The sequence below is a fragment of the Stenotrophomonas sp. 21LCFQ19 genome (assembly GCF_056861425.1).
Genome location: NZ_JBSPUF010000010.1, coordinates 95930 through 119187, shown reverse-complemented (window position 1 = coordinate 119187; position 23258 = coordinate 95930). Strand labels below are relative to the sequence as shown.

Sequence of the window (23258 nt, the reverse complement as noted above, 5' to 3'; positions counted from 1 at the left end):
ATGGCTCGGCACTACGCTTAGTCGGCGGCCAATTGCGCGGGTGCGCCCTGACGGCGCTGCAGCGCCACCGCGACACCCCACAGCAGCAAACCAACCGCTGCCGTTGCCGCGCCCACATAGCCGGTGGAGGCGTGGCCATAGCCGGCGCCAATCGCCATGCCGCCCAGCCAAGGGCCCAGCGCATTTGCGGTATTGAAGGCGGCATGGTTCGAGGCCGCGGCCAGGGTCTGGGCCTCGCCGGCGGCGTCCATCAGGCGGGTCTGCAGGGCGACGGCCAGCGAGCCCATCGTGCCCACGGCGATGATCGCCGGCACCATTGCCCAGGCCGAGTTCGCGGCCAGCGGGAACAGCATCAGCACCACGATGGACCATGCCAGCAGCACGCCGGCAGCGCGGAACTGCAGCCGGTCGACCAGCTTGCCGCCGGCAACATTGCCGATGATCGCGCCGACGCCGAACAGGCCGACCGCGACTGGCATCCAGCGTTCATTGATGCCGGTGACGTTGACTAAGGTGGGGGCCAGATAGGTAAATACGCAGAACATGCCGGCGAAGCCAATCGCGCCGATGGCCAAGGCCAGCCATACCTGGCTGGTATTGAAGGCGCGCAGTTCACGCATCGGCGAGGTGCGGACTTCATTGGGATCGGCTGGCAGCTGGCGGGCAACCATCGTCACCGTGGCGAGGGCGAGCAGGCTGACCAGCACGAAGGCGCTGCGCCAGTTGAACTGCTGGCCCAGCCAGGTGGTCAGCGGGTTGCCGAGCAGGATGGCGATGGAAAGGCCCAGCAGCACCTTTGAGACGGCCGCGCCGCGCTGTTCCGGCGGGCTGATCGAGGCGGCGACCAGCATGGCTACGCCGAAATAGGCGCCGTGCGGCAGGCCGGCGACGAAGCGCGCCAGCAGCATCGTGTGGTAGCTCGGGGCCAGCGCGCTGGCCAGATTGCCGATGGCGTAGAAGGCCATCAGCCATAGCAGCAGGCTACGGCGGCGCAGGCTGGCGCCGGCAAAGGCCAACAGCGGTGCGCCAACCACCACGCCGATGGCGTAAGCGCTGATCAGGTGACCGACCTGGGCTTCGCTGATTGCCAGACCGCGGCTGATTTCCAGCATCAAGCCCATGCTGGCGAATTCGCTGGTGCCGATGGCGAAGCCGCCCAGTGACAGTGCAATGAGGATGAAAGTGCGCTGGCGCGGCGTCAGCTGCGCTGCCAGGGAAAGCGTGGAATTCACGTCAAGCGGTCCGGGGAGGGCGTGGAATCGGTTACATAGTGTACTGTTGCGCCGCAGCATCCGTGACGACCGAGGCTCGTCGCGGCGACGGATGCTGTGTTGCACGGGCCGGGGTAACTTGCCTCCAGTTCACTTCCAGTGGATAATACCCGGCTTCCTGCGCTCCCAGTGCAGGATCCCTTGCCCCACCGCGAAGTACAGCGGGGGGCTGTCCAGCCCGTCAGGGCTATATCCGAAAGGTATAAAAACATGAGTCGTCATTACGAAGTCGTGTTCCTGGTCCACCCGGATCAGAGCGAACAGGTCCCCGCCATGATCGAGCGCTACAAGGCGCTGGTCGAAGCCGGCAACGGCACCATCCACCGTCTGGAAGATTGGGGCCGCCGCCAGCTGGCTTACCCGATCCAGAACCTGGTGAAGGCTCACTATGTTCTGCTGAACATCGAAGCCGACCAGGCAGTTCTGAACGAACTGACCGAGAGCTTCCGCTTCAACGACGCCGTGCTGCGCAACCTGGTCATCAAGCGTGACGAGGCTGACACCGAGCAGTCGCTGATCATGAAGAGCAAGGACGAGAAGGGTGACAAGCCCGAGCGTGGCGAGCGCCGTCGTCGTGACGACGAAGAAGGTGCATCTTCCAACAATGACGAAGCCGGCGACGACGCCGCTTCTGCTGAATAAGGAGCACTTTCATGTCCAAGTTCTTCCGCCGCCGCAAGTTCTGCAAGTTCACCGCTGAAGGCGTGAAAGAGATCGATTACAAGGATCTCAACACCCTGCGTCAGTACCTGACCGAGAACGGCAAGATCGTTCCGAGCCGCGTGACCGGCACCAAGTCCAAGTACCAGCGCCAGCTGGCCACGGCCGTCAAGCGCGCCCGTTTCCTGGCCCTGATCCCGTACACGGACAACCACGACGTCTAATCCGATTTTTCGGAAGAACCCGCATCCGTTGCGGGTTCTCGACAGGAAATCCGGCCTTGGCCGGATTTTCCGCATCCACCGTCCTATTCGGACAGCAAGCGTTGCGGAGCCATCGGCCCCGCTAACGAATAACGGAGCTACACCATGAAGCTGATTCTTATCCAGAAAGTGACCAACCTCGGCGGCCTGGGCGACCTGGTTGACGTGAAGCCGGGCTACGGCCGTAACTTCCTCGTGCCGCAGGGCAAGGCCGTTCCGGCCACCGCCAGCAACATTGCCGAGTTCGAAGCCAAGCGTGCTGAGTACGAAGCCAAGGCCCAGGCCTCGCACAACGATGCCGAAGCCCGCGCTGCCAAGTTCGAAGGCGCCAGCGTCACCATCGGTGCGCACGCTTCGACCGAAGGCAAGCTGTACGGTTCGGTTGGCCCGCGCGATATCGCTGAAGCCTTCACCGCTGCCGGCCTGGAACTGAGCAAGAGCGAAGTGATCCTGGGCGAAGGCGCTTTCCGCAACGTTGGCGAATTCGACGTCATCGTCAAGCTGCACGCCGATGTGGAAGCCACCGTCAAGGTCATCGTCGAAGCCGACGCCTGATCCTGCCGTACTGGTTGTAAAGAACGGGCGCCGCGAGGCGCCCGTTTCTTTTGGCCGTCTGGTGGGTCTGGTCACCGATGGCCATGGGTGTCGCTATACTCGGTTGCCAGTGCCGTGCTTTGATCGTTGAATTCCCCGGAATATCAATAGGTTGAGTGCGGGAAGGGAACCTCCGGAACCTCATTCCGGATGTCGGCAGTTGTTGCCGATGTCCGCCAACAGCCCGATTCCATGCGTCTATCCACGATCAAGCTCTCCGGTTTCAAGTCGTTCGTCGATCCGACGACGTTGCACCTGCCGACCAATATGACTGGCGTTGTCGGTCCGAACGGCTGTGGCAAGTCCAACATCATCGATGCGGTGCGCTGGGTGATGGGCGAGAGCTCGGCCAGCCGCCTGCGCGGCGATTCGCTGACCGATGTGATCTTCTCCGGTTCGGCCGGGCGCAAGCCGGTGTCGCAGGCGACGGTGGAGCTGATCTTCGATAATTCCGACCACACGATCTCCGGTGAGTACGCCTCGTTCAACGAGATATCGGTCAAGCGCACGGTCAGCCGTGATGGCAGCAGCAACTATTACTTGAACGGCACCAAGTGCCGCCGCCGCGATATCACCGATCTGTTCCTGGGCACCGGGCTTGGCCCGCGCAGCTACTCGATCATCGAGCAGGGTATGATCAGCCAGATCATCGAGGCGCGCCCGGAAGACCTGCGCGTGTATCTGGAAGAGGCCGCAGGCATCTCCAAGTACAAGGAGCGCCGCAAGGAAACCGAAACCCGCATCCGCCACACCCGCGAGAATCTGGATCGGCTCAACGACCTGCGCGAGGAAATCGGCAAGCAGCTCGAACACCTGAAGCGCCAGGCACGGCAGGCCGAGCAGTACCAGGCGTTGCAGGAAGAACGCCTGGTCAAGGACGCGGAATGGAAGGCGCTGGAATACCGTGGCCTCGATGCCCGTCTGGGTGGCCTGCGCGAAGCCCTGTCGCGCGAGGAAACCAAGCTGCAGCAGTTGATCGCCGAACAGCGCGAAGCGGAAAGCCGTATCGAAACCGGCCGCGTGCGCCGCGAAGAAGCGGCCGAGAATTTGAACAAGGCACAGGCCGATGTGTACCAGGTAGGCAGCACCCTGGCCCGGCTTGAGCAGCAGATTCACCACCAGCGGGAACTGGCGCAGCGTTTGCACAAGGCGCACGACGAAACCCGTCAGGCGCTGTCCGAACTTGGCCAGCACATCAGCGGCGACGAGGCCAAGCTGCTGGTGTTGCGTGAGTCGGTGGAGAATGCCGAGCCGCAGCTGGAGCAGCTGCAGGAAGATAACGAGATCCGCCAGGAAGTACTGCGCGAGGCCGAGGCCAAGCTGGCCGACTGGCAGCAGCGTTGGGAGGCGCATAACCGCAACACCTCCGAAGCAACCCGCTCCGGCGAGGTCGAGCGCACCCGCGTGGACTATCTGGACAAGCAGGTGCTTGAAGCCGACCGTCGCCGCGAAGCATTGCAGGCAGAACGCGCCGGCCTGGATCTGGATGCGCTGGCCGAGGCCTTCGAGCAGCTGCAGCTGGAACATGAGACCCAGAAGACCGCGCTGGAAACCCTGAACGAGCAGGTCGAGCTGCGCAAGGAGTCGGTGACGGCACTGCAGGAACAGCAGCGCACCGGTCAGTCGGAACTGGCCGATGTGCGCAAGCAGGCACAGTCGGCGCGCGGCAGGTTGTCGTCGCTGGAGACGCTGCAGCAGGCGGCGCTGGGTCAGGAAGAAGGTGCAGCGGCCGCATGGCTGAAGGCGCGTGGCCTGGACACGGCCGCGCGCGTTGGCGAGCGCATCACCGTTGAAGGCGGCTGGGAGAACGCGGTTGAAAGCGCGCTTGGGCAATTGATCGAAGGCGTGCTGGTGGATGCGCCGGAAGCCCTGGTTGATGCGCTGGCTGAGCTGGGCGAAGGGCGCATCGCACTGGTTGCTGATGCAGGCGGCAAGGCTGACTTCGCGCCGACCTCATTGGCGGCAAAAGTGCAGGGGCCGCTGGCCATCCGTCGTCTGCTGGCGCATCTGCATGGCGCTGAAGACCTGGCGCAGGCGCAGCAGTTGCAACGCACGCTCGGCGACAGCGAATCGGTGATCACCCGCAGCGGTGAGCGTCTGGGCCGGGGCTGGGTGCGCATGTCGCGTTCCGGCGCGGCCGAGCAGGGCGCGCTGCTGCGCGAGCGCGAGATCGTCACCTTGCGCGAGCAGATCGAATCCCTGCAGGAACGTGAGGCTGCATTGGAACAGCAGCTGGCTGGCCTGCGTGAGCAATTGCTGGCCGCCGAGCAGCAGCGCGAAGACGTGCAGCGCTCGTTGTATCAAGCGCATCGCGCCGGCTCTGAACTGGCGGGGCAGCTGCAGAGCCAGCAGGGCAAGCTGGAATCCACGCGCACGCGCATTGAACGTATCGAGGCTGAGCTGGCGCAGCTGATGGAAACGCTGGATGTCAGTCGTGAGCAGGCGAGCGAGGCGCGCCTGCGACTGGATGAGGCGGTGTCCAGCATGGGCGACCTGGAGTCGGCCCGGCATGCGCTGGAAAGCGAGCGCAGGCAGATGAGTGATGCCCGTGATCAGGCGCGTGATGCTGCGCGCAATGTGCGTGACAGCATGCATGCGCTGGCGTTGACGCTTGAGTCGCAGCGCACCCAGATCAGTTCGCTGAGCCATGCGCTGGAGCGCATGGGCACCCAGCGCGGTCAGCTGGATTCACGTCTTGGCGAACTGCACTCGCAGCTGGATGAGGGCGATACGCCGGTCCATACGCTGGAAGCCGAGCACCAGAACGCTTTGGCCGAGCGTGTGCGTGTTGATCGCGTGCTCGCCGAAGCGCGTACTTTGCTTGACGGTATCGATCACGAGCTGCGTGGCCTGGAGCAGACCCGCCACCAGCGCGACGAACAGTCGCTCGCCCAGCGCGAGCGCATCTCGCAGCGCAAGCTCGATCAGCAGGCCTTGGTGCTCAGCGCCGAGCAGCTGTCGGCCGCGGTAGAGAAGGCCGGCTTCGTGCTGCAGGACGTGATCAATACCTTGCCCGAAGATGCGCGCCTGTCCGACTGGGAATCGACGGTGCACCAGATCGATGGCCGCATGCGTCGCCTGGAACCGGTCAACCTGGCGGCGATCCATGAGTACGGTGAGGCCTCGCAGCGCTCCGAATACTTGGAGGCGCAGAACGTCGATCTGAATACCGCACTGGAAACTCTGGAGGACGCTATCCGCAAGATCGACCGCGAAACCCGCGGGCGCTTCAAGGACACCTTCGACCGGGTCAATTCCGGCGTGCAGGCGCTGTACCCGCGCCTGTTCGGCGGTGGCCATGCCTACCTGGAGCTGACCGGCGAAGACCTGCTCGACACCGGTGTGACCATCATGGCGCGGCCGCCGGGCAAGCGCGTGTCCAATATCTCGCTGCTGTCCGGCGGTGAGAAGGCGATGACCGCGGTGGCGCTGGTGTTTGCGATCTTCCAGCTCAACCCGGCCCCGTTCTGCCTGCTGGACGAGGTGGATGCGCCGCTGGACGAGGCCAACGTCGGTCGCCTGGCCAATATGGTCAAGGAAATGAGCGAGAAGGTGCAGTTCCTGTTCGTCAGCCATAACAAGGCGACGATGGAGGCGGCGCACCAGTTGTCGGGTGTCACCATGCGTGAGCCGGGTGTCAGCCGACTGGTCAGTGTTGATCTGGAAGAGGCTGCCCGATTGGCGGGCGCGGCCTGACGTGCCATCCTTTAACCACCTGAACGATTAATCCGGAGACTGCAGCGCATGTCTGACACGGCACTGTTGCGTATCGGCATTCTGGTTGCCGGCGTTTTGCTGGTAGCGGCCATTTTCTTTTTCAGCCGGCCAAAGCGCCTGGCCCAAGGCAAGCGCAAAGAACCTGCCAGTGGTGAGCAGCCGCGGCGCGAGCCGGTGCTGGGCGGTGCCGATGGCGCTGCAGGTGCCGAGCTGGGCGAGGGTGGTGCAGAAGGCGACGGCGTGAGCCAGCCCGAGCTTGGCCTCCCTGACGTGGACGAAGGCAACCTGAGTGAGCTCGGCAAGCGGCCTACCCAGGATTTCGACAAGATTGTCTCGCTGTACGTGGCTGCCCGTTCCGGGCAGGTGCTGCGTGGCGAGGACATTGTGGTGGCAGCGGAAAAGACTGGCCTGGTCTTCGGCTACATGAATGTGTTCCACCGTCTGGTGGAAGGGCATTCGGAGCGCGGCCCGATCTTCTCGATGGCCAGCATCATGAAGCCGGGCAGTTTCGACATGGCCAACATCCGCGAGATGGAAACCCCGGCCATTGCGTTCTTCCTGACCCTGCCGGCGCCGATGACTGCGCTCGATGCCTGGGAAAAGATGCTGCCGACCGTGCAGCGCATGGGCGAGCTGCTGGATGGCGTGGTGCTGGATGACAGCCGCAATGCGCTGGGTCGCCAGCGCATCGCGCATATCCGCGATGATCTGCGTGCCTATGACCGCCAGCATCAGGCGCCGCCGCTGACCAAGTCGCCGCGTTGGTAAAGCTTTAAAAGCTATCCCTCCCCAGCCCTCCCCTGGCTACGCCAAGGGAGGGGGCAGGGCTTTTCCCCCTCCCTTTGCCGCAGGCAAGGGGAGGGCCGGGGAGGGGGGCTTTTCGCAGCAAACGTAAATCCCAAGCACCACCAGCTCACCCGCGCCAACACTCCGCGCAGGTAAAATCGCCGCATGAACCAAAACACCGCCGCCACCCAGCGCATCAGCGAACTCCGCCGCCAGCTGGCCGACGCCTCGCGCGCCTATCACGAGCACGACGAGCAGATCATTCCGGACGCCGACTACGACCGGTTGATGCGCGAGCTGGAAGCGCTCGAAGCTGCACATCCGGAGCTGGACAGCGCCGACTCGCCCAGCCATCAGGTCGGTGGCAAGCCGTCATCGCGCTTTCCGGAAGTCGTGCATGCGGTGCCGATGCTGTCGCTGGGCAACGCATTCACCGATGCCGAGGTGCATGACTTCGTGCGCCGCATCGATGAGCGCCTGCATCGCCGCGAGTTGTTCTTCTCCGCAGAGCCCAAGCTTGATGGACTGGCCATCAACCTGCGCTACGAAAACGGCGTGTTCGTGCAGGGCGCGACCCGCGGCGATGGTGCCACCGGCGAAGACGTCAGCGCCAACCTGCGCCAGATCAAGGTCATCCCGCAGCAACTGGACGGCCAAGGCTGGCCTGAAGTGCTGGAAGTGCGTGGCGAGGTCTACATGCCGCGTGCCGATTTCGAACGCTACAACGAGCAGGCGCGCCTGCATGGCGGCAAAGTGTTGGCCAATCCGCGCAATGGCGCGGCCGGTTCGCTGCGCCAGCTTGATCCGAAGATCAGCGCGCAGCGGCCGCTGAGTTTTTACGCCTATGGCCTCGGTGAAGTGTCCGGTGGCGAGCTGCCCGGGACGCATTCGGCAACCCTGGCGCAGCTGGCGCAGTGGGGTTTCCCGGTCAGCGACCTGTGCAAGGTGGTGCAGGGCGCCGAAGGTCTGTTGGCGTACTACCGCGATATCGGTGAGCGCCGCGACAGCCTGGCCTATGACATCGATGGCGTGGTCTACAAGCTTGACGATCGCGAAGGCCAGCAAGAGATGGGCTTCGTCGCACGCGCACCGCGTTGGGCGATAGCGCACAAATTCCCCGCGCAGGAGCAGACCACCACGGTCGAAGCCATCGAGATCCAGATCGGTCGCACCGGCGCAGCAACGCCGGTTGCGCGACTGAAGCCGGTGCATGTGGCCGGTGTCGTGGTCACCAATGCCACCCTGCACAACGCCGACCAGATCGCGCGCCTGGATGTACGCGTCGGCGACTCGGTCATCGTGCGCCGTGCCGGCGATGTGATCCCGGAAGTGGTCAGCGTCATTGTCGATCGCCGCCCCGAGGGCGCGACGCCGTGGCAGATGCCGCGCGCCTGCCCGGTGTGTGGTTCGGAGATCGTGCGCGAAGAAGGCGAAGCGGCATGGCGCTGCTCGGGCGAGCTGAGCTGCCCGGCGCAGCGCAAGGAGGCCATTGCCCACTTCGCCTCGCGCAAGGCGATGGATATCGATGGCCTGGGTGACAAGTACATCGAGGTGCTGGTGGATGCCGGCATCGTGCGCGGCGTCGCCGATCTGTATGCACTCAACCGCGATCAGCTGCTGGTGCTGAAGCTGGCGCTGGATTCCGATTCCCCAGAAGCACTCGCCTCGCAGCTCGGCCAGCACCTGCAGCCGGAAGGCAGTGGCGAGACCCTCAATCGCATCCTCAAACTGGATGCGGGCGATGCCTCCTGGCGCGCACAGGCCTTGTCGGTGCCGGCCAGCTTTGAGTGGAACACCAGGAAGATCGCCACCAAGTGGGCAGATAACCTGATCGCCGCGATTGCAGCCAGCCGCAACACCACGCTGGAGCGCTTGCTGTTTGCGCTGGGCATCGAACACGTGGGCGAAAGCACCGCCAAGGCCTTGTCGGCGTGGTTTGGTGATCTCGAGTTGATCCGTCACCTGCCGTGGCCGATGTTCAAGCGCGTGCCGGATATCGGTGGTGAAGTTGCCCGCTCGATTGGTCATTTCATGGCGCAGACGGGCAACCAGCAAGCCATTGACGCGTTGTTGGAGCGTGGCGTGCAGATCAGCGATACGCACGCGCCCAATGCAAAGCTGCGCGCCGATCTGAATCTGGCCACCTTGTTGGCGGATCTGGAGATTCCGAAGGTCACGCCGGTGCGCGCGCGCCAGCTGGCCGAGGCGTTCCGTTCCACGGCGGCGATCCTGGATGAAGAAGCACACAATTTCATGACCGCTGGTCTGCCGGCGGAGACCGCCAATGCGCTGGTTGCCTGGCTGAATGTTGATGCCAATGCACAACTGTTCAGCGCGGCTGGCGCAGCATTGGAACGTTTGCTGGCGATCACGCCGGAGGCGCAGGAACAGGTCGCTGGCGTTCTCGACGGCAAGACCGCAGTGCTCACCGGCACCTTGACGCAAATGGGCCGCGACGAGGCCAAGGCCCGGCTTGAGGCCTTGGGCGCGAAGGTCGCCGGCAGCGTCTCGAAGAAAACCAGTTTCGTGGTGGCCGGCGCCGAAGCCGGCTCCAAGTTGGACAAGGCAAATGAGCTCGGTGTGGACGTATGGGACGAGGCGCGTCTGCTTGCCTTCCTCGCCGAGCACGGAGAACAGGCATGAGTGAGATCAAGGCGCGCTTGGCGCTGCTGGAAGACTTCCCGCAGCTGATCGCGATGGTGCGCGAGTTCTATGTGGAAGACCAGATTCCCTATATCGCCGAACGGGTCGAGCCCGGTCTGCGGACGCTGCTGGAGCAGCCCAGCTGTGGCGCGGCGTTGCTGATGCTTGATGGTGACAGCGTGGTCGGCTACATCACCCTGGGTTGGTGCTTCAGTGTTGAGCAGGGCGGTCGTTTCGTGCTGCTGGATGAGTTGTATCTCGGTCCGGCCGCGCGTGGTCGCGGTTGGGGGCGGCAGGCCTTGGCGCTGGCCCGTGACTGGGCTGCAGGGCAGGGCGCGGCGGTGATCAGGCTGGAAGTGAATCACCACAATGCCAAGGCCAAGTCGTTGTATCTGTCGGCTGGCTACCGCGACGATGAGCGCGACATCCTGACCTTGTCACTGGATGGGCACTCCGGGCGTTTGCACTCGTGATCGAGGCCCTGCGTCAGCGCGCACGCTTGAATGCATTGATCCGTGGTTTCTTTGCCGCGCGCGATGTCCTGGAAGTGGAGACGCCAATCATGTCGGCTGCCGGCAACACCGAGCCGAATATCGAGGGCTTCCATACCCGCTTCAGCGGGCATGTCGATGCTGGTTCGCCGCAGCGCTGGTTGCGTACCTCGCCGGAGTATCCGCTCAAGCGATTGCTGGCCGCCGGTGTGGGCGATTGCTACGAACTTGGCCGGGTATTCCGCAACGGCGAGGCCGGCGGGCGGCACAATCCCGAGTTCACCATGCTGGAGTGGTACCGGGTTGGCTGGGATCACCACCGGCTGATCGAAGAAACCATTGCGCTGGTGCAGGAATCGTTGGCGCTGGTGCAGCGTCCGCCTGCATCGGTGCGCATCGTCAGCTACCGCGACCTGTTCATGCAGGCGGTGGCGCTGGATCCGTTCCTTGCCGACGAATCGCAGCTGCGTGCGGGTCTGGGCGAAGTCGGCATCCAGCCTGATGGCCTGACCCGCGACGACTGGTTGGATCTGCTGATGAGCCATCGCATCCAATCGCAGTTCGCGGCCGATGCCATCACCGTGATCCATGACTGGCCGGCCAGCCAGGCCGCGCTGGCCAGGATCCGTCCAGGCACGCCGCCATTGGCTGAACGCTTTGAGCTTTACCTGGGGCCGGTCGAACTGGCCAATGGCTACCACGAGCTGAACGACGCAGTTGAGCAACGCCAGCGGTTCGAGCGCGATCTGGCGATCCGCGCGGCGCGCGGAGCTGAACAACCGCCCTTGGATGAAGCCTTTCTTGCGGCATTGCCGTCGTTGCCTGCCTGCGCAGGTGTTGCGGTCGGGGTGGATCGCTTGTTGATGGCCTTGGCTGGTACGCCGCGTATCGGCGATGTATTGGCGTTTGATTTCGCCAACGCCTGATGCAGGTTTGCGCTTGATCAAGGATCTGCATGTTGCCAGCGACGATGATGATGCTTTGCTCACAAAGACTCAGGCAGTGTGTGATCATCGGAACCCATCATGACCGAACGGGGGAGCGTCTGATGAAGCGGGTCTGCGGCTTGCTGCTAGTGCTGGCGCCGACCGTACTGGCAGCCCGGGAATCTGCGCCAACAGCGGCGGACCGGCAGGTTGTGCGCTGCGAATCAGGTGATCAGCTGCGGGCGTTCTGCCCGATGGATACCAGCGCTGGCGTGCAATTGGTGCGGCAGCTGTCCAGGCGTGACTGCATCCGAGAGACCAGTTGGGGCGTCGAAGGCAACGCGGTTTGGGTAAGCCGGGGTTGTAGTGCTGAATTCGCGCGGCCGCAGGCTTCCACCCGCACAACACGGCGGGTAGTACGTTGTGAATCCAAGGGGCGGACGGAGGTTTGCCCCGTGGTGTTGCGCGGGGCACCTGTGCGCTTGCTGCGGCAGCAGTCAGTGTTGCCATGCCGCGAAGGGCGCAGCTGGGGATATAGCGGCAAGGAGATCTGGGTCAGTCGCGGTTGTCAGGGCCTGTTCGAGGTTGGCGCCGAGGATGGCTCCGGGTTTGTCGATGTCCCACGCCGGGTTACCTGCGAATCGAAGAGCGAGCTGCGACGCGAATGCGGCGTCAGCGTCACGCGTCGGGTGACCCTGGTCGAGCAGCTTTCCAAAGCGGCGTGCCGGGAGGGTGACAGCTGGGGTTGGGATCGCAATGGGATCTGGGTGGACAAGGGCTGCCGCGGCGAATTTTCCGCCGACTGAGCTGGGCTGGTCGATTCCAGGTTATTGGTTCACGCAGGGCAGCGCCGATTACAATGGACGGATGAACGATACCTCCGCCATTGATTACGCCCGTTACGACCATATCCGCCCGATCCGCTGGACCGGCGAAGCCCTGGAGCTGCTGGATCAGCGCAAACTGCCGTTCATCGTCGAGCACGTGCTGTGCCATGACAGCGACGCGGTAGCCGAGGCCATTCATGCCTTGACCGTGCGCGGTGCACCCGCCATTGGTATTGCTGCAGCCTGGGGCGTAGTGCTGGCGGCGCGCGAAGTGCAGGCCGATGACGGTGCTGCTGCATTGCAGGTGTTGGCGCCGGCGTTGGATCGACTCAATGCCTCGCGTCCCACTGCCGTCAATCTGGCCTGGGCGCTGGCACGCATGCGCCGCGCTATCGCCGCTGCCGGTTCGGAATGGAAGCTGGTCGCCGCGCTTGAAGCGCAGGCCATCGCAGATGAGGATCTCGCTGCCAATCGCCACATGGGCGCGTTGGGCGCAGCGCTGATTGCGCCGGGCAGTGGTGTGCTGACCCATTGCAACACCGGCTCGCTGGCCACTGCAGGCTTTGGCACCGCCTTGGGGGTGATCCGCGCTGGCGTGGCGCAGGAGCGTATCGCGAAGGTGTTTGCCGGGGAGACCCGGCCGTGGTTGCAGGGCGCACGCCTGACCGTGTGGGAGCTGCAGCAGGATGGCATCGACGCGACCCTGATCGCCGACTCGGCCGCTTCGCACCTGATGAAGACCGGCGCGGTGCAGTGGGTGATCGTTGGCGCCGACCGGATCTGCGCCAACGGTGACACTGCCAACAAGATCGGTACTTATCAGCTGGCCATCGCTGCCCGCCATCATGGAGTCAAGTTCATGGTGGTCGCACCGTCCTCGACCGTGGACATGGGCACCGCCCACGGCGATGAGATCGAGATCGAGCAGCGTGACCCGGGTGAACTGTTCGGCGTGGGCGGTGTCCGCACCGTGGCAGAGGGCATTGCCGCCTGGAACCCGGTGTTCGACGTGACCCCGGGCGAGTTGATCGACGCCATCGTCACCGAACGCGGCGTGATCCTGAAGCCTGACCTGGCGACGATGTCTGCCGCGTTCTCCAATTAACCGGTAGTGCCGAGCCATGCTCGGCATGGGCACGCGATTGTAGTGCCGAGCCACGCTCGGCAGGGACGCGCCAATGTAGTGCCGAGCCATGCTCGGCAAGCGACTTGCGCGGTAAGGCCCCAGCCGAGCATGGCTCGGCTCTACAGGGGAGGGCTCCTGCAAGGGGCGCCGGCAAGGCCCCTGCGGAGCATGGCCCGGCCTTGGCTATGGCAGTCCCTAAGTTCCTGATTTCTTCCGGTAAAAGCCCCCTAAATGGCGGCGAAAAACCTGCCCTTGTGGTAGACTCCGCAGGTTGATCCGAGTTTCCGGCAGGGTGGCCCTTCAGGGTGCCGCCAACGGACGGGATCGCTACCAGACAACGGAACCCGAATGGCAGAAAACGCCAAGGAAATCATCCAGGTCAACCTGGAAGACGAGATGCGCAAGAGCTACCTCGATTACGCGATGAGCGTGATCGTCGGCCGCGCACTCCCCGATGCCCGCGATGGCCTCAAGCCAGTACATCGCCGCGTCCTTTTCGCGATGAACGAGCTGGGCGCGCACAGCAACAAGGCGTACTTCAAGTCGGCGCGTATCGTCGGTGACGTGATCGGTAAGTACCACCCGCACGGCGACCAGTCGGTCTACGACGCGCTGGTGCGCTTGGCGCAGCCATTCTCGCTGCGCTACATGCTGGTGGACGGCCAGGGTAACTTCGGTTCGGTTGACGGCGACTCGGCAGCAGCAATGCGTTATACCGAGGCCCGCATGTCGCGCCTGACGCATGAGCTGATGGCCGATATCGACAAGGAAACCGTCGATTTCCAGCCTAACTACGATGAAAAGGAACTGGAGCCGACGGTCATGCCGACCCGGTTCCCGAACCTGCTGGTCAATGGTTCTGCCGGTATCGCGGTGGGCATGGCGACCAACATCCCGCCGCATAACCTCACCGAAGCCATCACGGCCTGCATCGCGCTGATCGACAATCCGTCGATCGACGTTGATGGTCTGATGGAGCACATCCCGGGCCCGGATTTCCCCACCGCCGGCATTATCAATGGCACTGCCGGCATCATCGCCGGCTACCGCACTGGCCGTGGCCGTGTGCGTATCCGTGCCAAGGCCGATATCGAAGTGGCCGACAATGGTCGCGAGTCGATCATCGTCACCGAGATTCCGTACCAGGTGAACAAGGCGCGGTTGATCGAGAAGATCGCCGAGCTGGTCAAGGAAAAGAAGCTCGAGGGCATCAGTGAGCTGCGCGATGAGTCCGACAAGGACGGCATGCGCATTTACATCGAAATCAAGCGCGGCGAGTCGGCCGAGGTTGTGCTCAACAACCTGTACCAGCAGACCCAGATGGAGTCGGTGTTCGGCATCAACATGGTGGCGCTGGTCGATGGTCGGCCGAAGCTGTTGAACCTCAAGGAAATGCTGGAGGCGTTCATCCGCCACCGCCGTGAGGTTGTCACCCGCCGTACCATCTTTGAACTGCGCAAGGCGCGTGCGCGTGCGCACGTGCTGGAAGGCCTGACTGTTGCCTTGGCCAACATCGATGAAATGATCGAGTTGATCAAGACCTCGGCCAACCCGGCTGAAGCCAAGGAGCGCATGCTCTCCAAGGTGTGGCAGCCAGGTCTGGTTGGCGCCCTGCTGGGCGCTGCCGGCGCCGAGGCATCGCGTCCGGAAGACCTGCCCAAGGGCATTGGCCTGGTCAACGGCAACTACCAGCTCAGCGAAGTCCAGGCGACGCAGATCCTGGAAATGCGCCTGCACCGCCTGACCGGGTTGGAGCAGGACAGGCTGACCGAAGAGTACAAGCAGCTGCTGGAATTCATCGCCGGCCTGATCCGCATCCTGGAAAACCCGGATGTGCTGCTGCAGGTCATCCGCGAAGAGCTGGAGAGCGTGCGTGCCGAGTTCGGCGACGAGCGTCGCAGCGAGATCCGCCACAGCGAAGAAGACCTGGATATCCTGGATCTGATTGCACCGGAAGACGTGGTGGTGACGCTGTCGCGTGCCGGTTACGTCAAGCGCCAGCCAGTCAGCGCTTACCGTGCGCAGCGCCGCGGTGGCCGCGGCCGCAGCGCCGCAGCCACCAAGGACGAGGATTTCATCGAGCAGCTGTGGCTGGTCAACACGCACGACACGCTGCTGACCTTCACCAGTTCGGGCAAGGTGTTCTGGTTGCCGGTGCACCAGTTGCCGGAGGCCGGTTCCAATGCACGCGGCCGTCCGATCATCAACTGGATCGCGTTGGAGAATGGTGAGCGCGTGCAGGCCGTGTTGCCGGTGCGCGAGTACGACGAGAACCACTTCGTGTTCTTCGCTACCCGCAACGGTACGGTCAAGAAGACCCCGCTGAGCGAGTTCGCGTTCCGTCTGGCGCGCGGCAAGATCGCCATCAACCTGGACGACGGCGACGCGCTGGTTGGCGTTGGCCTGACCGATGGCGAGCGTGACATCGTGCTGTTCGCCTCCAACGGCAAGACCGTGCGCTTTGGCGAAGACAAGGTCCGCTCGATGGGCCGCACCGCCACCGGCGTGCGCGGTATCAAGATGCCCAAGGGCGAGGAAGTGGTCAGCCTGATCGTCGCCGAGAGTGCCGGCGGCGTTGAGGATGAGAACGAAGAGGACAACGGCGTCGAGGAAGTGGCAGCGGACAGCGGCGAGATCGTCGAAACCGCAGACGATGCCGGCGTGCAGTACATCCTGACAGCGACCGAGAACGGCTATGGCAAGCGCACCCCGCTGGCGGATTACCCGCGCAAGGGCCGCGGCACCCAGGGCGTGATCGGCATCCAGACCAGTGAGCGCAACGGCAAGTTGGTCAGCGCGGTGTTGCTGGGTACTGGCGATGAAGTGCTGTTGATTTCCGACGGTGGCACCCTGGTGCGTACCCGTGGCTCGGAGATCTCGCGCGTCGGCCGTAACACCCAGGGCGTGACCCTGATCCGTCTGTCCAAGGGCGAGAAGCTGCAGGCGGTTGAACGCCTGGATGCTTCGCTCGATGCCGAGGACGAGGTGCTGGAAGAGGATGCTGCAGGCACTGCGGAAGCAGTGGCACCGGCAGCGCCGGAGGCCTGATTCGGGTTTTGAGTTTGGAAAAAGCGCCGGCATGCCGGCGTTTTTTTTGTGCTTTTGTCTGGCTTTATCAGCCAGGAGCTTGCCCTCACCCCAACCCCTCTCCCGCAGGCGGGAGAGGGGCTAACGCCCCGCGAGCGCAAGCATTGCTAGCCCTTCTCCCGTTTACGGGAGAGGGGTTGGGGTGAGGGCAAGCTCCTGGCCAGCAGCCTCAAATTCCAAGCCAAATCCCTGCGACTAATGTCGCAGCGACATTCCGAGCCAGCTGTCCGACTCTCTACCAGCAACATCCTTGGAGAGGGAGAGGCAGCAGATGTACCAGGATCTCGGTCGCAACCAGGCCAACTACACCGCGCTGTCGCCGTTGAGCTTCCTGCGCAAGGCGGCAACCGTGCATCCGCAGCGCGTGGCGGTCATCCACGGGGGGCGCCGCCTGGACTGGGCGCAGGTCTACCAGCGCTGCCGTCGGCTGGCTTCGGCCCTGCAACGCCGGGGTATCGGCAAAGGCGATACGGTTGCCGCGCTGCTGCCCAACACTCCAGCGATGATCGAACTGCATTACGGGCCGGCGATGCTCGGCGCGGTGTTGAATACGCTCAACACCCGGCTTGATGCGCAGACCCTGGCTTTCATGCTCGACCATGGCGAGGCCAAAATCGTATTCAGCGACCGTGAGTTCGCACCGCTGATGGAACGGGCGTTGGCACTGTGCAAGCAGCCGCCGCAGGTCATCGACGTCGATGATGCAGAGATAGAAAGCGGTGCGTTCCTTGGTGAGATCGAGTACGAGGCGCTGCTGGCCGCCGGCGACCCTGACTTCGCGTTCGAGCTACCAGTCGATGAGTGGGATGCCATCACTCTGAATTACACCTCGGGTACCACTGGTGATCCCAAAGGCGTGGTCTATCACCATCGCGGCGCGTACTTGAATGCGGTTGCGAACATCATCGACTGGGGCATGCCACAACACCCGGTGTACCTGTGGACGCTGCCGATGTTCCACTGCAACGGCTGGTGTTTCCCGTGGACCATGGCTGCGGTGGCCGGCACCCAGGTATGCATGCGCCGGTTTGATCGCAAGCGTGTGCTGGAGTTGATGCGCGAGCATGGCGTCAGCCACTACTGCGGCGCGCCGGTCATCCATGCCGCACTCGCCGCTGCGCCGGAGGAAAGCAAGCAGGGCTTGGTCGGTATCAAGGGCCAGGTCGCGGGTGCGGCGCCGCCGGCAGCAGTGCTGGAGGAAATGGAGCGCATGGGCGTGGAGATCACCCACGTCTACGGCCTGACCGAGGTCTATGGCCCGGCGTCGATCTGCCAGCCGCAGGCCGAGTGGGCGCAGCTGCCAATTGCAGAACGTGCCGAGCTCAACAGCCGCCAGGGCGTGGCCTGCCTGCTGCAGGAAGACATGCAGGTACTGGACCCGGAGACTCTGCAGCCGGTGCCATGGGATGGCATCAGCGTTGGCGAGATCATGTTCCGCGGCAATATCACCATGCAGGGCTATTTGAAGAATCCGCGAGCAACGGCTGAGGCGTTCGCCGGCGGTTGGTTCCATACCGGTGATCTGGCGGTGGTGTATGCCAACGGCGCGGTGAAGATCCGCGATCGCTCCAAGGATGTGATCATCTCCGGGGGCGAGAACATCTCGTCGCTTGAGGTGGAGGATGTGCTGTGCCGGCATCCGGCGGTATTGGCGGCTGCGGTGGTCGCGCGGCCGGATCCGAAGTGGGGCGAAACGCCTTGCGCCTTTGTCGAGTTGAAGGAAACCTCGCATCTGGAATCGGCCGAGGCATTGGCGCATTGCCGGCAGCATCTGGCCAGCTTCAAGCTGCCGCGGCGCTTTGTCTTCGGTCCGCTGCCGCGCACGGCGACCGGCAAGGTGCAGAAGTTCAGCCTGCGCGACGTGGCCAGGGAGCTGGTCGATATCGAGTGATGCGCGAGCCTGTCGGTGAGGCGAGTTCCGTAGTGCCGAGCCATGCTCGGCATTTGGATTAACCAGTAAGCCACGGCCGAGGCATGGGCGCCCGTTCCGGCGCGCCCGCCCCTGCGCCGCCCCCCCCCCCCCCACACCCCCCCCCCCCCCCCCCCCCCCCCCACTACAGGGAACGCATCTGCCGAGCATGGCTAGGCTCTGCAGGTGCGATTGGCACCGCGTCCCGGGCGGTGACTCAGCGCGGCGTGCGCACCATGCGTTCGAGCAGGTGCTCGACGATGCCGGCGGGGTTGGCGGTGCGGCCTACGTGGGTGACCGAGGTCTGCACCACCGAGCTGCGCTTGGCAGTGAGGAAGTGGAAGCGGGCGCGCGGTGGCAACTGTGCGATCGGCCCGGCACCTGGCTCACCACGGCAGATCGCGACGATGGCATCCAGCCACGGCTGCACACCAGCCAGATCCAGTTGCGGTGCAAACGCCTGCAATCGCGCAAGGTCGATCTCGATGGCGGCCTGCAGGTGCCCTGCGCTGGGGCAGGAGACGATCACGCCTACGTTGATGAACTCTTCGCGCTCCACCCGCGGTACGACGCGGATGATGGCGTAATCATAGGTGTGCAGCGTGGGCACGGATGGCCTCCTGTACGAAGGCTTCGCGCAATTGCAGGCGACGCTTCAAATAGCTGGCGTAGGCAGAACGGTAGGCGGTCGCATCGGCAAAGGCGGGCTCGTTCTGCAGCCAGCTGTCTGGAATCTGCGCGACGATGCCGTCGATGACCGCGTCGGTCAGCAAGGGAGCCAGCGCCGCGTCGGCGTCGGCGATGTGGCTGGCGAACGGCAGCAGCACGTGGTCCTTGATCAACACGAAAGGCTTGGCGCAGGCCTCGCCGGCGTTCTCCCAGTCGTGGTGGAAGTACAGCGCCGCGCCGTGATCGATCAGGTAGAGCTTGCGGTGCCAGACCATCAGGTTGGGGTTGCGTGCGGTGCGGTCCACGTTGCTGGTGTACGCATCAAACCAGACGATGCGCGAGGCCAGTTCGGCATCCGGTTGCATCGCCGCAGGATCGTAGTTGATCGCGCCGGGCAGGTAGTCGCTGCCGAGGTTGGTACCCTCGCTGGCGCGGATCAGGTCCTGGATCTCCGGGTCGGGCTCGGTACGGGCGAACTCGCGGTCCAGTTCGACCAGGACGATGTCCGGCATCGGCAGGCCCAGTGCCTGTGCAAGCCGACCAACCACCAGCTCGGCGATCAGCGCCTTGGGGCCTTGGCCCGCGCCGCGGAACTTGATGACGTACATGCCATCGTCGTCGGCTTCGATCACCGCTGGCAGTGAACCGCCTTCGCGCAGCGGGGTGATGTAGCGGGTGGCGTGAACAGTTTTCACGGGAATACGCGGTCAGAAAGAAAGGCAAGCCTAGCGCAAAGCCGCTGTGTTCGGTGGCCCGCTGGTTGCCCCCGGCGCTGGACGGATGCCGTGGATGACATGGAGTAGCTGTGCGGTCTGTGGCGTGGAGTCGTGAGTCAAAGTGAAGAGTGGTGGATCAGGTGGATACTGTCAGTGCCGCCCAGCGATGGACTGGCGATCACCCGGTTGCGTCCTTCGCGCTTGGCCTGATACACGGCCAGGTCGGCGCGCTCCAAGGCGCTTTCCAGATCATCCGTTGCCGCCACCATGGTGAGGCCAAAGCTGGCGGTGATGGTCTGCTTCGCCGGTGAGCAGTGCATCTCGCTGATGCCAGCACGTATGCGCTCGGCGACGCGGGCAGCGGTGGCCAGATCAGCGCAGCGCAACAGCAGCACGAATTCCTCGCCGCCGAAGCGCGCGACCAGATCGCCCGGGCGGGTCATCTGCTGCAGCAGTACACCGACCTGCCGCAACACGTTGTCGCCGGCGGCATGGCCCCAGGTGTCATTGACCTGCTTGAAATGATCGACATCGCAGGCAAGCAACGCCCACTGGTTGGCGGGGCCGTGTTGCAGGCGCTGGTTGGCGATCTCGAAGAAGGCGCGGCGGTTGAGCAGCAGGGTGAGCGGATCATGGTTGCGCTCATGGCGCAGCTCTCCCATCAGTTGCTGGGCCAGTCCACCCAGCAGCAGGAACAGCAGCCACAGGTTGAGCAGCAGGTTGAAGGCCAGCATCCACAGCCACAGGCCGGAACGCGGCAAGCCGCTGCTGGTGAACCAGCCGGCCAGCAACCAGGCCAACAGCGGGCGCAGGATCGCGTATGCCACCAGTAGCAGATAGGTCCTGCGCAGCAGGCGCTCGAAGAGCGTGTCCGGTTGCTCGCGGCCAAACAGCGCCGGCAGTGCCAGAGCGAGCAGCAGGCCCATGCCCAGGTTGAGGAAAACGATGCGTGCGCCCAGCACGTCGCTGAGCCTGGAGAAGCAGAACAATGCGAACAGGGTGAGCAGGCTGATGGCCAGCGCGGCCGGCACCGGCACTCTGCCGCCGGATCTGAGCGCGAAACCCTGCGCCGTGGCCCAACTCCCCGCACAGTACAAGGCGCCGGTCAGAACCGACCAGGTCGCCAGCCGGGCGTTGTCCATCAGGATCTGCGCGGCCAGCGGAAACGCGGTGCAGATATAGCCGGCCGCCAGCCACAGCAGGTAGCGGTGGTCGCGTAATGAACGCCAACCGGCCAGCAGCGCCAGTCCCAGCAGCAGGGAGGTAGCGGGGACCACAAGCGGGAAGTACTGTTCAGCGGTGGCGCTCAAGGGTCAAGCCACGTTCGACGATTTGGACAGACGAGGGTGCGAAGTATATGGGCAGGCAGGCGACATGCGATGGTTGGCGCAGCACGCGCACGGTTTCCCCTTGGTGGTGCGGCGGAGCCGGGACGAAGGCCATGCTGGGCCTGTTTGCGGCTTTGGCGCTGGCGTCCTGCAGTACCGTGCCATCACCTGCGCCGGGCCCATCGGCAACGCAGGTGCGCGATGAGGTCGTGCGGCGTATTCCGGCGACCGTCAATGACCGCATTGGCTGGGCAAGTGATATCCGCGAGGCCTTCGAGGCGCAACGCATCGAGGCGTCGGTCGAGAACATCTGCGCGACCTTGGCGGTGATCGAACAGGAATCTGGCTATCGCGCCAATCCCGAGATACCCAATCTGCCGCGTATTGCCCGGGGCGAAATAGACCGCCGTGCCGCTGCCGTCCACATTCCCAAGCTATTGGTGGATGCCGGCCTGAAGGTGAAGGGCAGCGACGGGCGCAGCTACGGTGAGCAGTTGGCGCGGGTGCGCAGCGAACGGGACCTGAGTGAGTTGTACGAGGAAATCATTGGCCGTGTGCCGATGGGGCAGCGTTTGTTTGCCGGCAAGAATCCCGTGCAGACCGGCGGCGCGATGCAGGTGAGCATTCCGTTTGCGCAGGCAAATGCGCAGGACTACCCGTACCCGGTGGCACGCAGCATCCGCGATGAGGTGTTCACCCGGCGCGGCGGCGTGTACTTCGGTATCGCCCATCTGCTCGACTACCAGACGCCCTATACGCAGAAGGTGCATCGTTTCGCTGATTACAACGCGGGCCGTTACGCCAGTCGCAATGCGGCGTTCCAGAGCGCGGTGAGCAGTCTGACCGGTGTTTCGCTCGCGCTGGACGGTGATCTGCTGGTGCCGGATGCGCCCATCGACAAGCCAGGCCAGACCGAACTGGCGGTGCGCAGGCTGGCGCCGCGACTGGGTATGGATGAGCGTGAGATACGGCACGCGCTTGCGCAGTCGGATCGCCTGGATTTCAGTGGTAGCACGCTGCACTCGCAGGTGTTCGCCATGGCGGATGCACGCGCCGGGAAGGCCTTGCCGCGTGCCTTGATTCCCGGCATTCGCCTGGACAGCCCCAAGATCACCCGCGAACTGACCACCGAGTGGTTTGCCAACCGCGTAGACAGCCGTTACCGCCAATGCCTGCAAAGATAGTGCCGAGCCATGCTCGGCAGCGGCGTTACCGATAAGCAGATTGTAGGAGCGGGGTTAGCCGCGAAGCTGCCACCAATGAAGTGCAGGAAGAGCTGCGATCTGGCAGATCATCAGCTTCGCGGCTGACGCCGCTCCCACAAAATCCTGATCCGCGCGTCAGCTTGATGACCGCGACGGCCAAGGGCGCAGCGTAGTGCCGAGCCACGCTCGGCAGGGGCTTTACCGATACACAGTCTGTAGGAGCGGCGTAAGCCGCGAAGCCGACGCCAATGAAATTGCAGGAGTAACCGTGATCAGATGGACCACCAGCTTCGCGGCGCACGCCGCTTCCACAACCGCACAAAATCGTTTGGCCTGTTTCAGGCCTTGACCGGGCGCCGTGCCAGTGCGCGGGCGCCGGTGATGATCATGCGGATCATCTGCGACATCTCTTCGATCAATTCAGGGTCGCGCTCTTCAGGCAGATCAATCGCGCTGCCGCCCATCGCGAACACCAGCCGGGTGATGGCTTTGGCAGCCAGCGCGGGCTCGTGCAGGGTTGCACCGTCCAGTGCAGCCAGTCGCACCAGGTCGGCTTTCAGCTCTTCCTCGAAGTACCCCAACTCGCGGTCCACCGCATGCTTGAACGCATCCGAGCCGGCCGTGCCTTCACGCAGCAGCACATGCATCAGCCGGTCGTCGGCGCGCAGCTGCTCCATGAAGGTTTCCACCGACAGGCGGATCACGCCGCGGTTGCTGTCGGCTGCGCGCAAGCGCGCCTGACCGATGATGGTGCGCAGCGAACGGCCGGCCAGGTCTATCAGGGCAACCGTCAGTTCATCCATGTCGCGGAACTGGCGATAGAACGAATTCGGGGCGATCCCGGCCTCGCGCGCGACCTCGCGCAGGCTCAGCGTGGACACGCTGCGGTGCGGGCCGATAAGGGCGAGGGCGGCGGCCAGCAGGTCATCACGCGAGATGGAAGCCTTGCGCGCCGGGTGCAGGTCGTCTTGTGCGGGCAGGGGCTGTTCGCGTGCTGTCATGGGGCTCGGGCCGGTCAGGTGCGTGAATCATAGCCTGTA

18 protein-coding genes are annotated in these 23258 nt (G+C 64.0%); 13 read left to right on the top strand and 5 right to left on the bottom strand.

Annotation, left to right across the window (positions count from 1 at the left end):
- Nucleotides 1-17 precede the first annotated feature (17 nt).
- Nucleotides 18-1232 carry an MFS transporter gene (locus tag AC13FW_RS12650; protein WP_482989281.1) on the bottom strand — a complete coding sequence of 405 codons (1215 nt, stop codon included), beginning with the start codon at nucleotides 1230-1232 and terminating at the stop codon, nucleotides 18-20.
- Nucleotides 1233-1481: 249 nt separating this feature from the next.
- On the opposite strand from AC13FW_RS12650, the gene rpsF reads away from it, so the two are divergent.
- From rpsF to AC13FW_RS12590, 12 genes are all read left to right on the top strand, one after another.
- Nucleotides 1482-1913 carry a 30S ribosomal protein S6 gene (gene rpsF, locus AC13FW_RS12645; RefSeq protein ID WP_282266085.1) on the top strand — a complete coding sequence of 144 codons (432 nt, stop codon included), beginning with the start codon at nucleotides 1482-1484 and terminating at the stop codon, nucleotides 1911-1913.
- 11 nt (nucleotides 1914-1924) lie between these two features.
- Entirely contained in the window at nucleotides 1925-2155 is a 231-nt protein-coding gene (rpsR, locus tag AC13FW_RS12640) for a 30S ribosomal protein S18 (protein ID WP_002804494.1), read from the top strand.
- A gap of 144 nt (nucleotides 2156-2299) precedes the next feature.
- Nucleotides 2300-2749, top strand: a complete 450-nt coding sequence (rplI, locus tag AC13FW_RS12635; protein WP_482989280.1) for a 50S ribosomal protein L9 — start codon at nucleotides 2300-2302, stop codon at nucleotides 2747-2749.
- Between the two features lie 231 nt (nucleotides 2750-2980).
- Nucleotides 2981-6484 carry a chromosome segregation protein SMC gene (smc, locus tag AC13FW_RS12630; protein WP_482989322.1) on the top strand — a complete coding sequence of 1168 codons (3504 nt, stop codon included), beginning with the start codon at nucleotides 2981-2983 and terminating at the stop codon, nucleotides 6482-6484.
- Nucleotides 6485-6532: 48 nt separating this feature from the next.
- Nucleotides 6533-7273: a cell division protein ZipA gene (gene zipA, locus AC13FW_RS12625; RefSeq protein ID WP_482986949.1), complete on the top strand. Its 741-nt coding sequence runs from the start codon at nucleotides 6533-6535 to the stop codon at nucleotides 7271-7273.
- A 183-nt stretch (nucleotides 7274-7456) separates the two neighbouring features.
- Nucleotides 7457-9934: an NAD-dependent DNA ligase LigA gene (gene ligA, locus AC13FW_RS12620; RefSeq protein WP_482989279.1), complete on the top strand. Its 2478-nt coding sequence runs from the start codon at nucleotides 7457-7459 to the stop codon at nucleotides 9932-9934.
- Nucleotides 9931-10407, top strand: a complete 477-nt coding sequence (locus AC13FW_RS12615; protein ID WP_481534573.1) for an N-acetyltransferase family protein — start codon at nucleotides 9931-9933, stop codon at nucleotides 10405-10407. The genes ligA and AC13FW_RS12615 overlap by 4 nt, the downstream gene beginning before the upstream one ends.
- Complete coding sequence (gene epmA, locus AC13FW_RS12610) at nucleotides 10404-11351, top strand: EF-P lysine aminoacylase EpmA (RefSeq protein WP_482986947.1); 948 nt, start codon at nucleotides 10404-10406, stop codon at nucleotides 11349-11351. Before AC13FW_RS12615 ends, epmA begins: the two co-directional genes overlap by 4 nt.
- 122 nt (nucleotides 11352-11473) lie before the next feature.
- Entirely contained in the window at nucleotides 11474-12157 is a 684-nt protein-coding gene (locus tag AC13FW_RS12605; RefSeq protein WP_481534571.1) for a DUF3011 domain-containing protein, read from the top strand.
- A gap of 61 nt (nucleotides 12158-12218) precedes the next feature.
- Nucleotides 12219-13283 (top strand): S-methyl-5-thioribose-1-phosphate isomerase, encoded by a 1065-nt coding sequence (gene mtnA / locus AC13FW_RS12600; protein WP_482989278.1) that lies wholly within the window; start codon nucleotides 12219-12221, stop codon nucleotides 13281-13283.
- A gap of 369 nt (nucleotides 13284-13652) precedes the next feature.
- Complete coding sequence (gene gyrA, locus AC13FW_RS12595) at nucleotides 13653-16352, top strand: DNA gyrase subunit A (protein WP_482989277.1); 2700 nt, start codon at nucleotides 13653-13655, stop codon at nucleotides 16350-16352.
- A 310-nt stretch (nucleotides 16353-16662) separates the two neighbouring features.
- Complete coding sequence (locus tag AC13FW_RS12590; RefSeq protein WP_482989276.1) at nucleotides 16663-18282, top strand: acyl-CoA synthetase; 1620 nt, start codon at nucleotides 16663-16665, stop codon at nucleotides 18280-18282.
- Between the two features lie 235 nt (nucleotides 18283-18517).
- Here AC13FW_RS12590 and AC13FW_RS12585 read toward each other — a convergent pair whose 3' ends face one another.
- The 3 genes from AC13FW_RS12585 to AC13FW_RS12575 all read right to left on the bottom strand — a co-directional run bounded on the left by AC13FW_RS12585 (nucleotide 18518) and on the right by AC13FW_RS12575 (nucleotide 20995).
- A complete protein-coding gene (locus AC13FW_RS12585) occupies nucleotides 18518-18910 on the bottom strand; it encodes a DUF3037 domain-containing protein (protein WP_482989275.1) in 393 nt (130 codons plus the stop codon).
- Complete coding sequence (locus tag AC13FW_RS12580; RefSeq protein WP_482989274.1) at nucleotides 18888-19664, bottom strand: HipA family kinase; 777 nt, start codon at nucleotides 19662-19664, stop codon at nucleotides 18888-18890. The genes AC13FW_RS12585 and AC13FW_RS12580 overlap by 23 nt, the downstream gene beginning before the upstream one ends.
- Nucleotides 19665-19801: 137 nt before the next feature.
- Entirely contained in the window at nucleotides 19802-20995 is a 1194-nt protein-coding gene (locus AC13FW_RS12575; RefSeq protein ID WP_482989273.1) for a GGDEF domain-containing protein, read from the bottom strand.
- Between the two features lie 131 nt (nucleotides 20996-21126).
- Between AC13FW_RS12575 and AC13FW_RS12570 the strand changes: the two genes are divergently transcribed.
- Nucleotides 21127-22197, top strand: a complete 1071-nt coding sequence (locus AC13FW_RS12570) for a DUF1615 domain-containing protein (RefSeq protein ID WP_482989272.1) — start codon at nucleotides 21127-21129, stop codon at nucleotides 22195-22197.
- 359 nt (nucleotides 22198-22556) lie between these two features.
- On the opposite strand, the gene fabR is transcribed toward AC13FW_RS12570, so the two are convergent.
- A complete protein-coding gene (fabR, locus tag AC13FW_RS12565) occupies nucleotides 22557-23219 on the bottom strand; it encodes an HTH-type transcriptional repressor FabR (RefSeq protein WP_282266051.1) in 663 nt (220 codons plus the stop codon).
- Nucleotides 23220-23258: the final 39 nt, after the last annotated feature.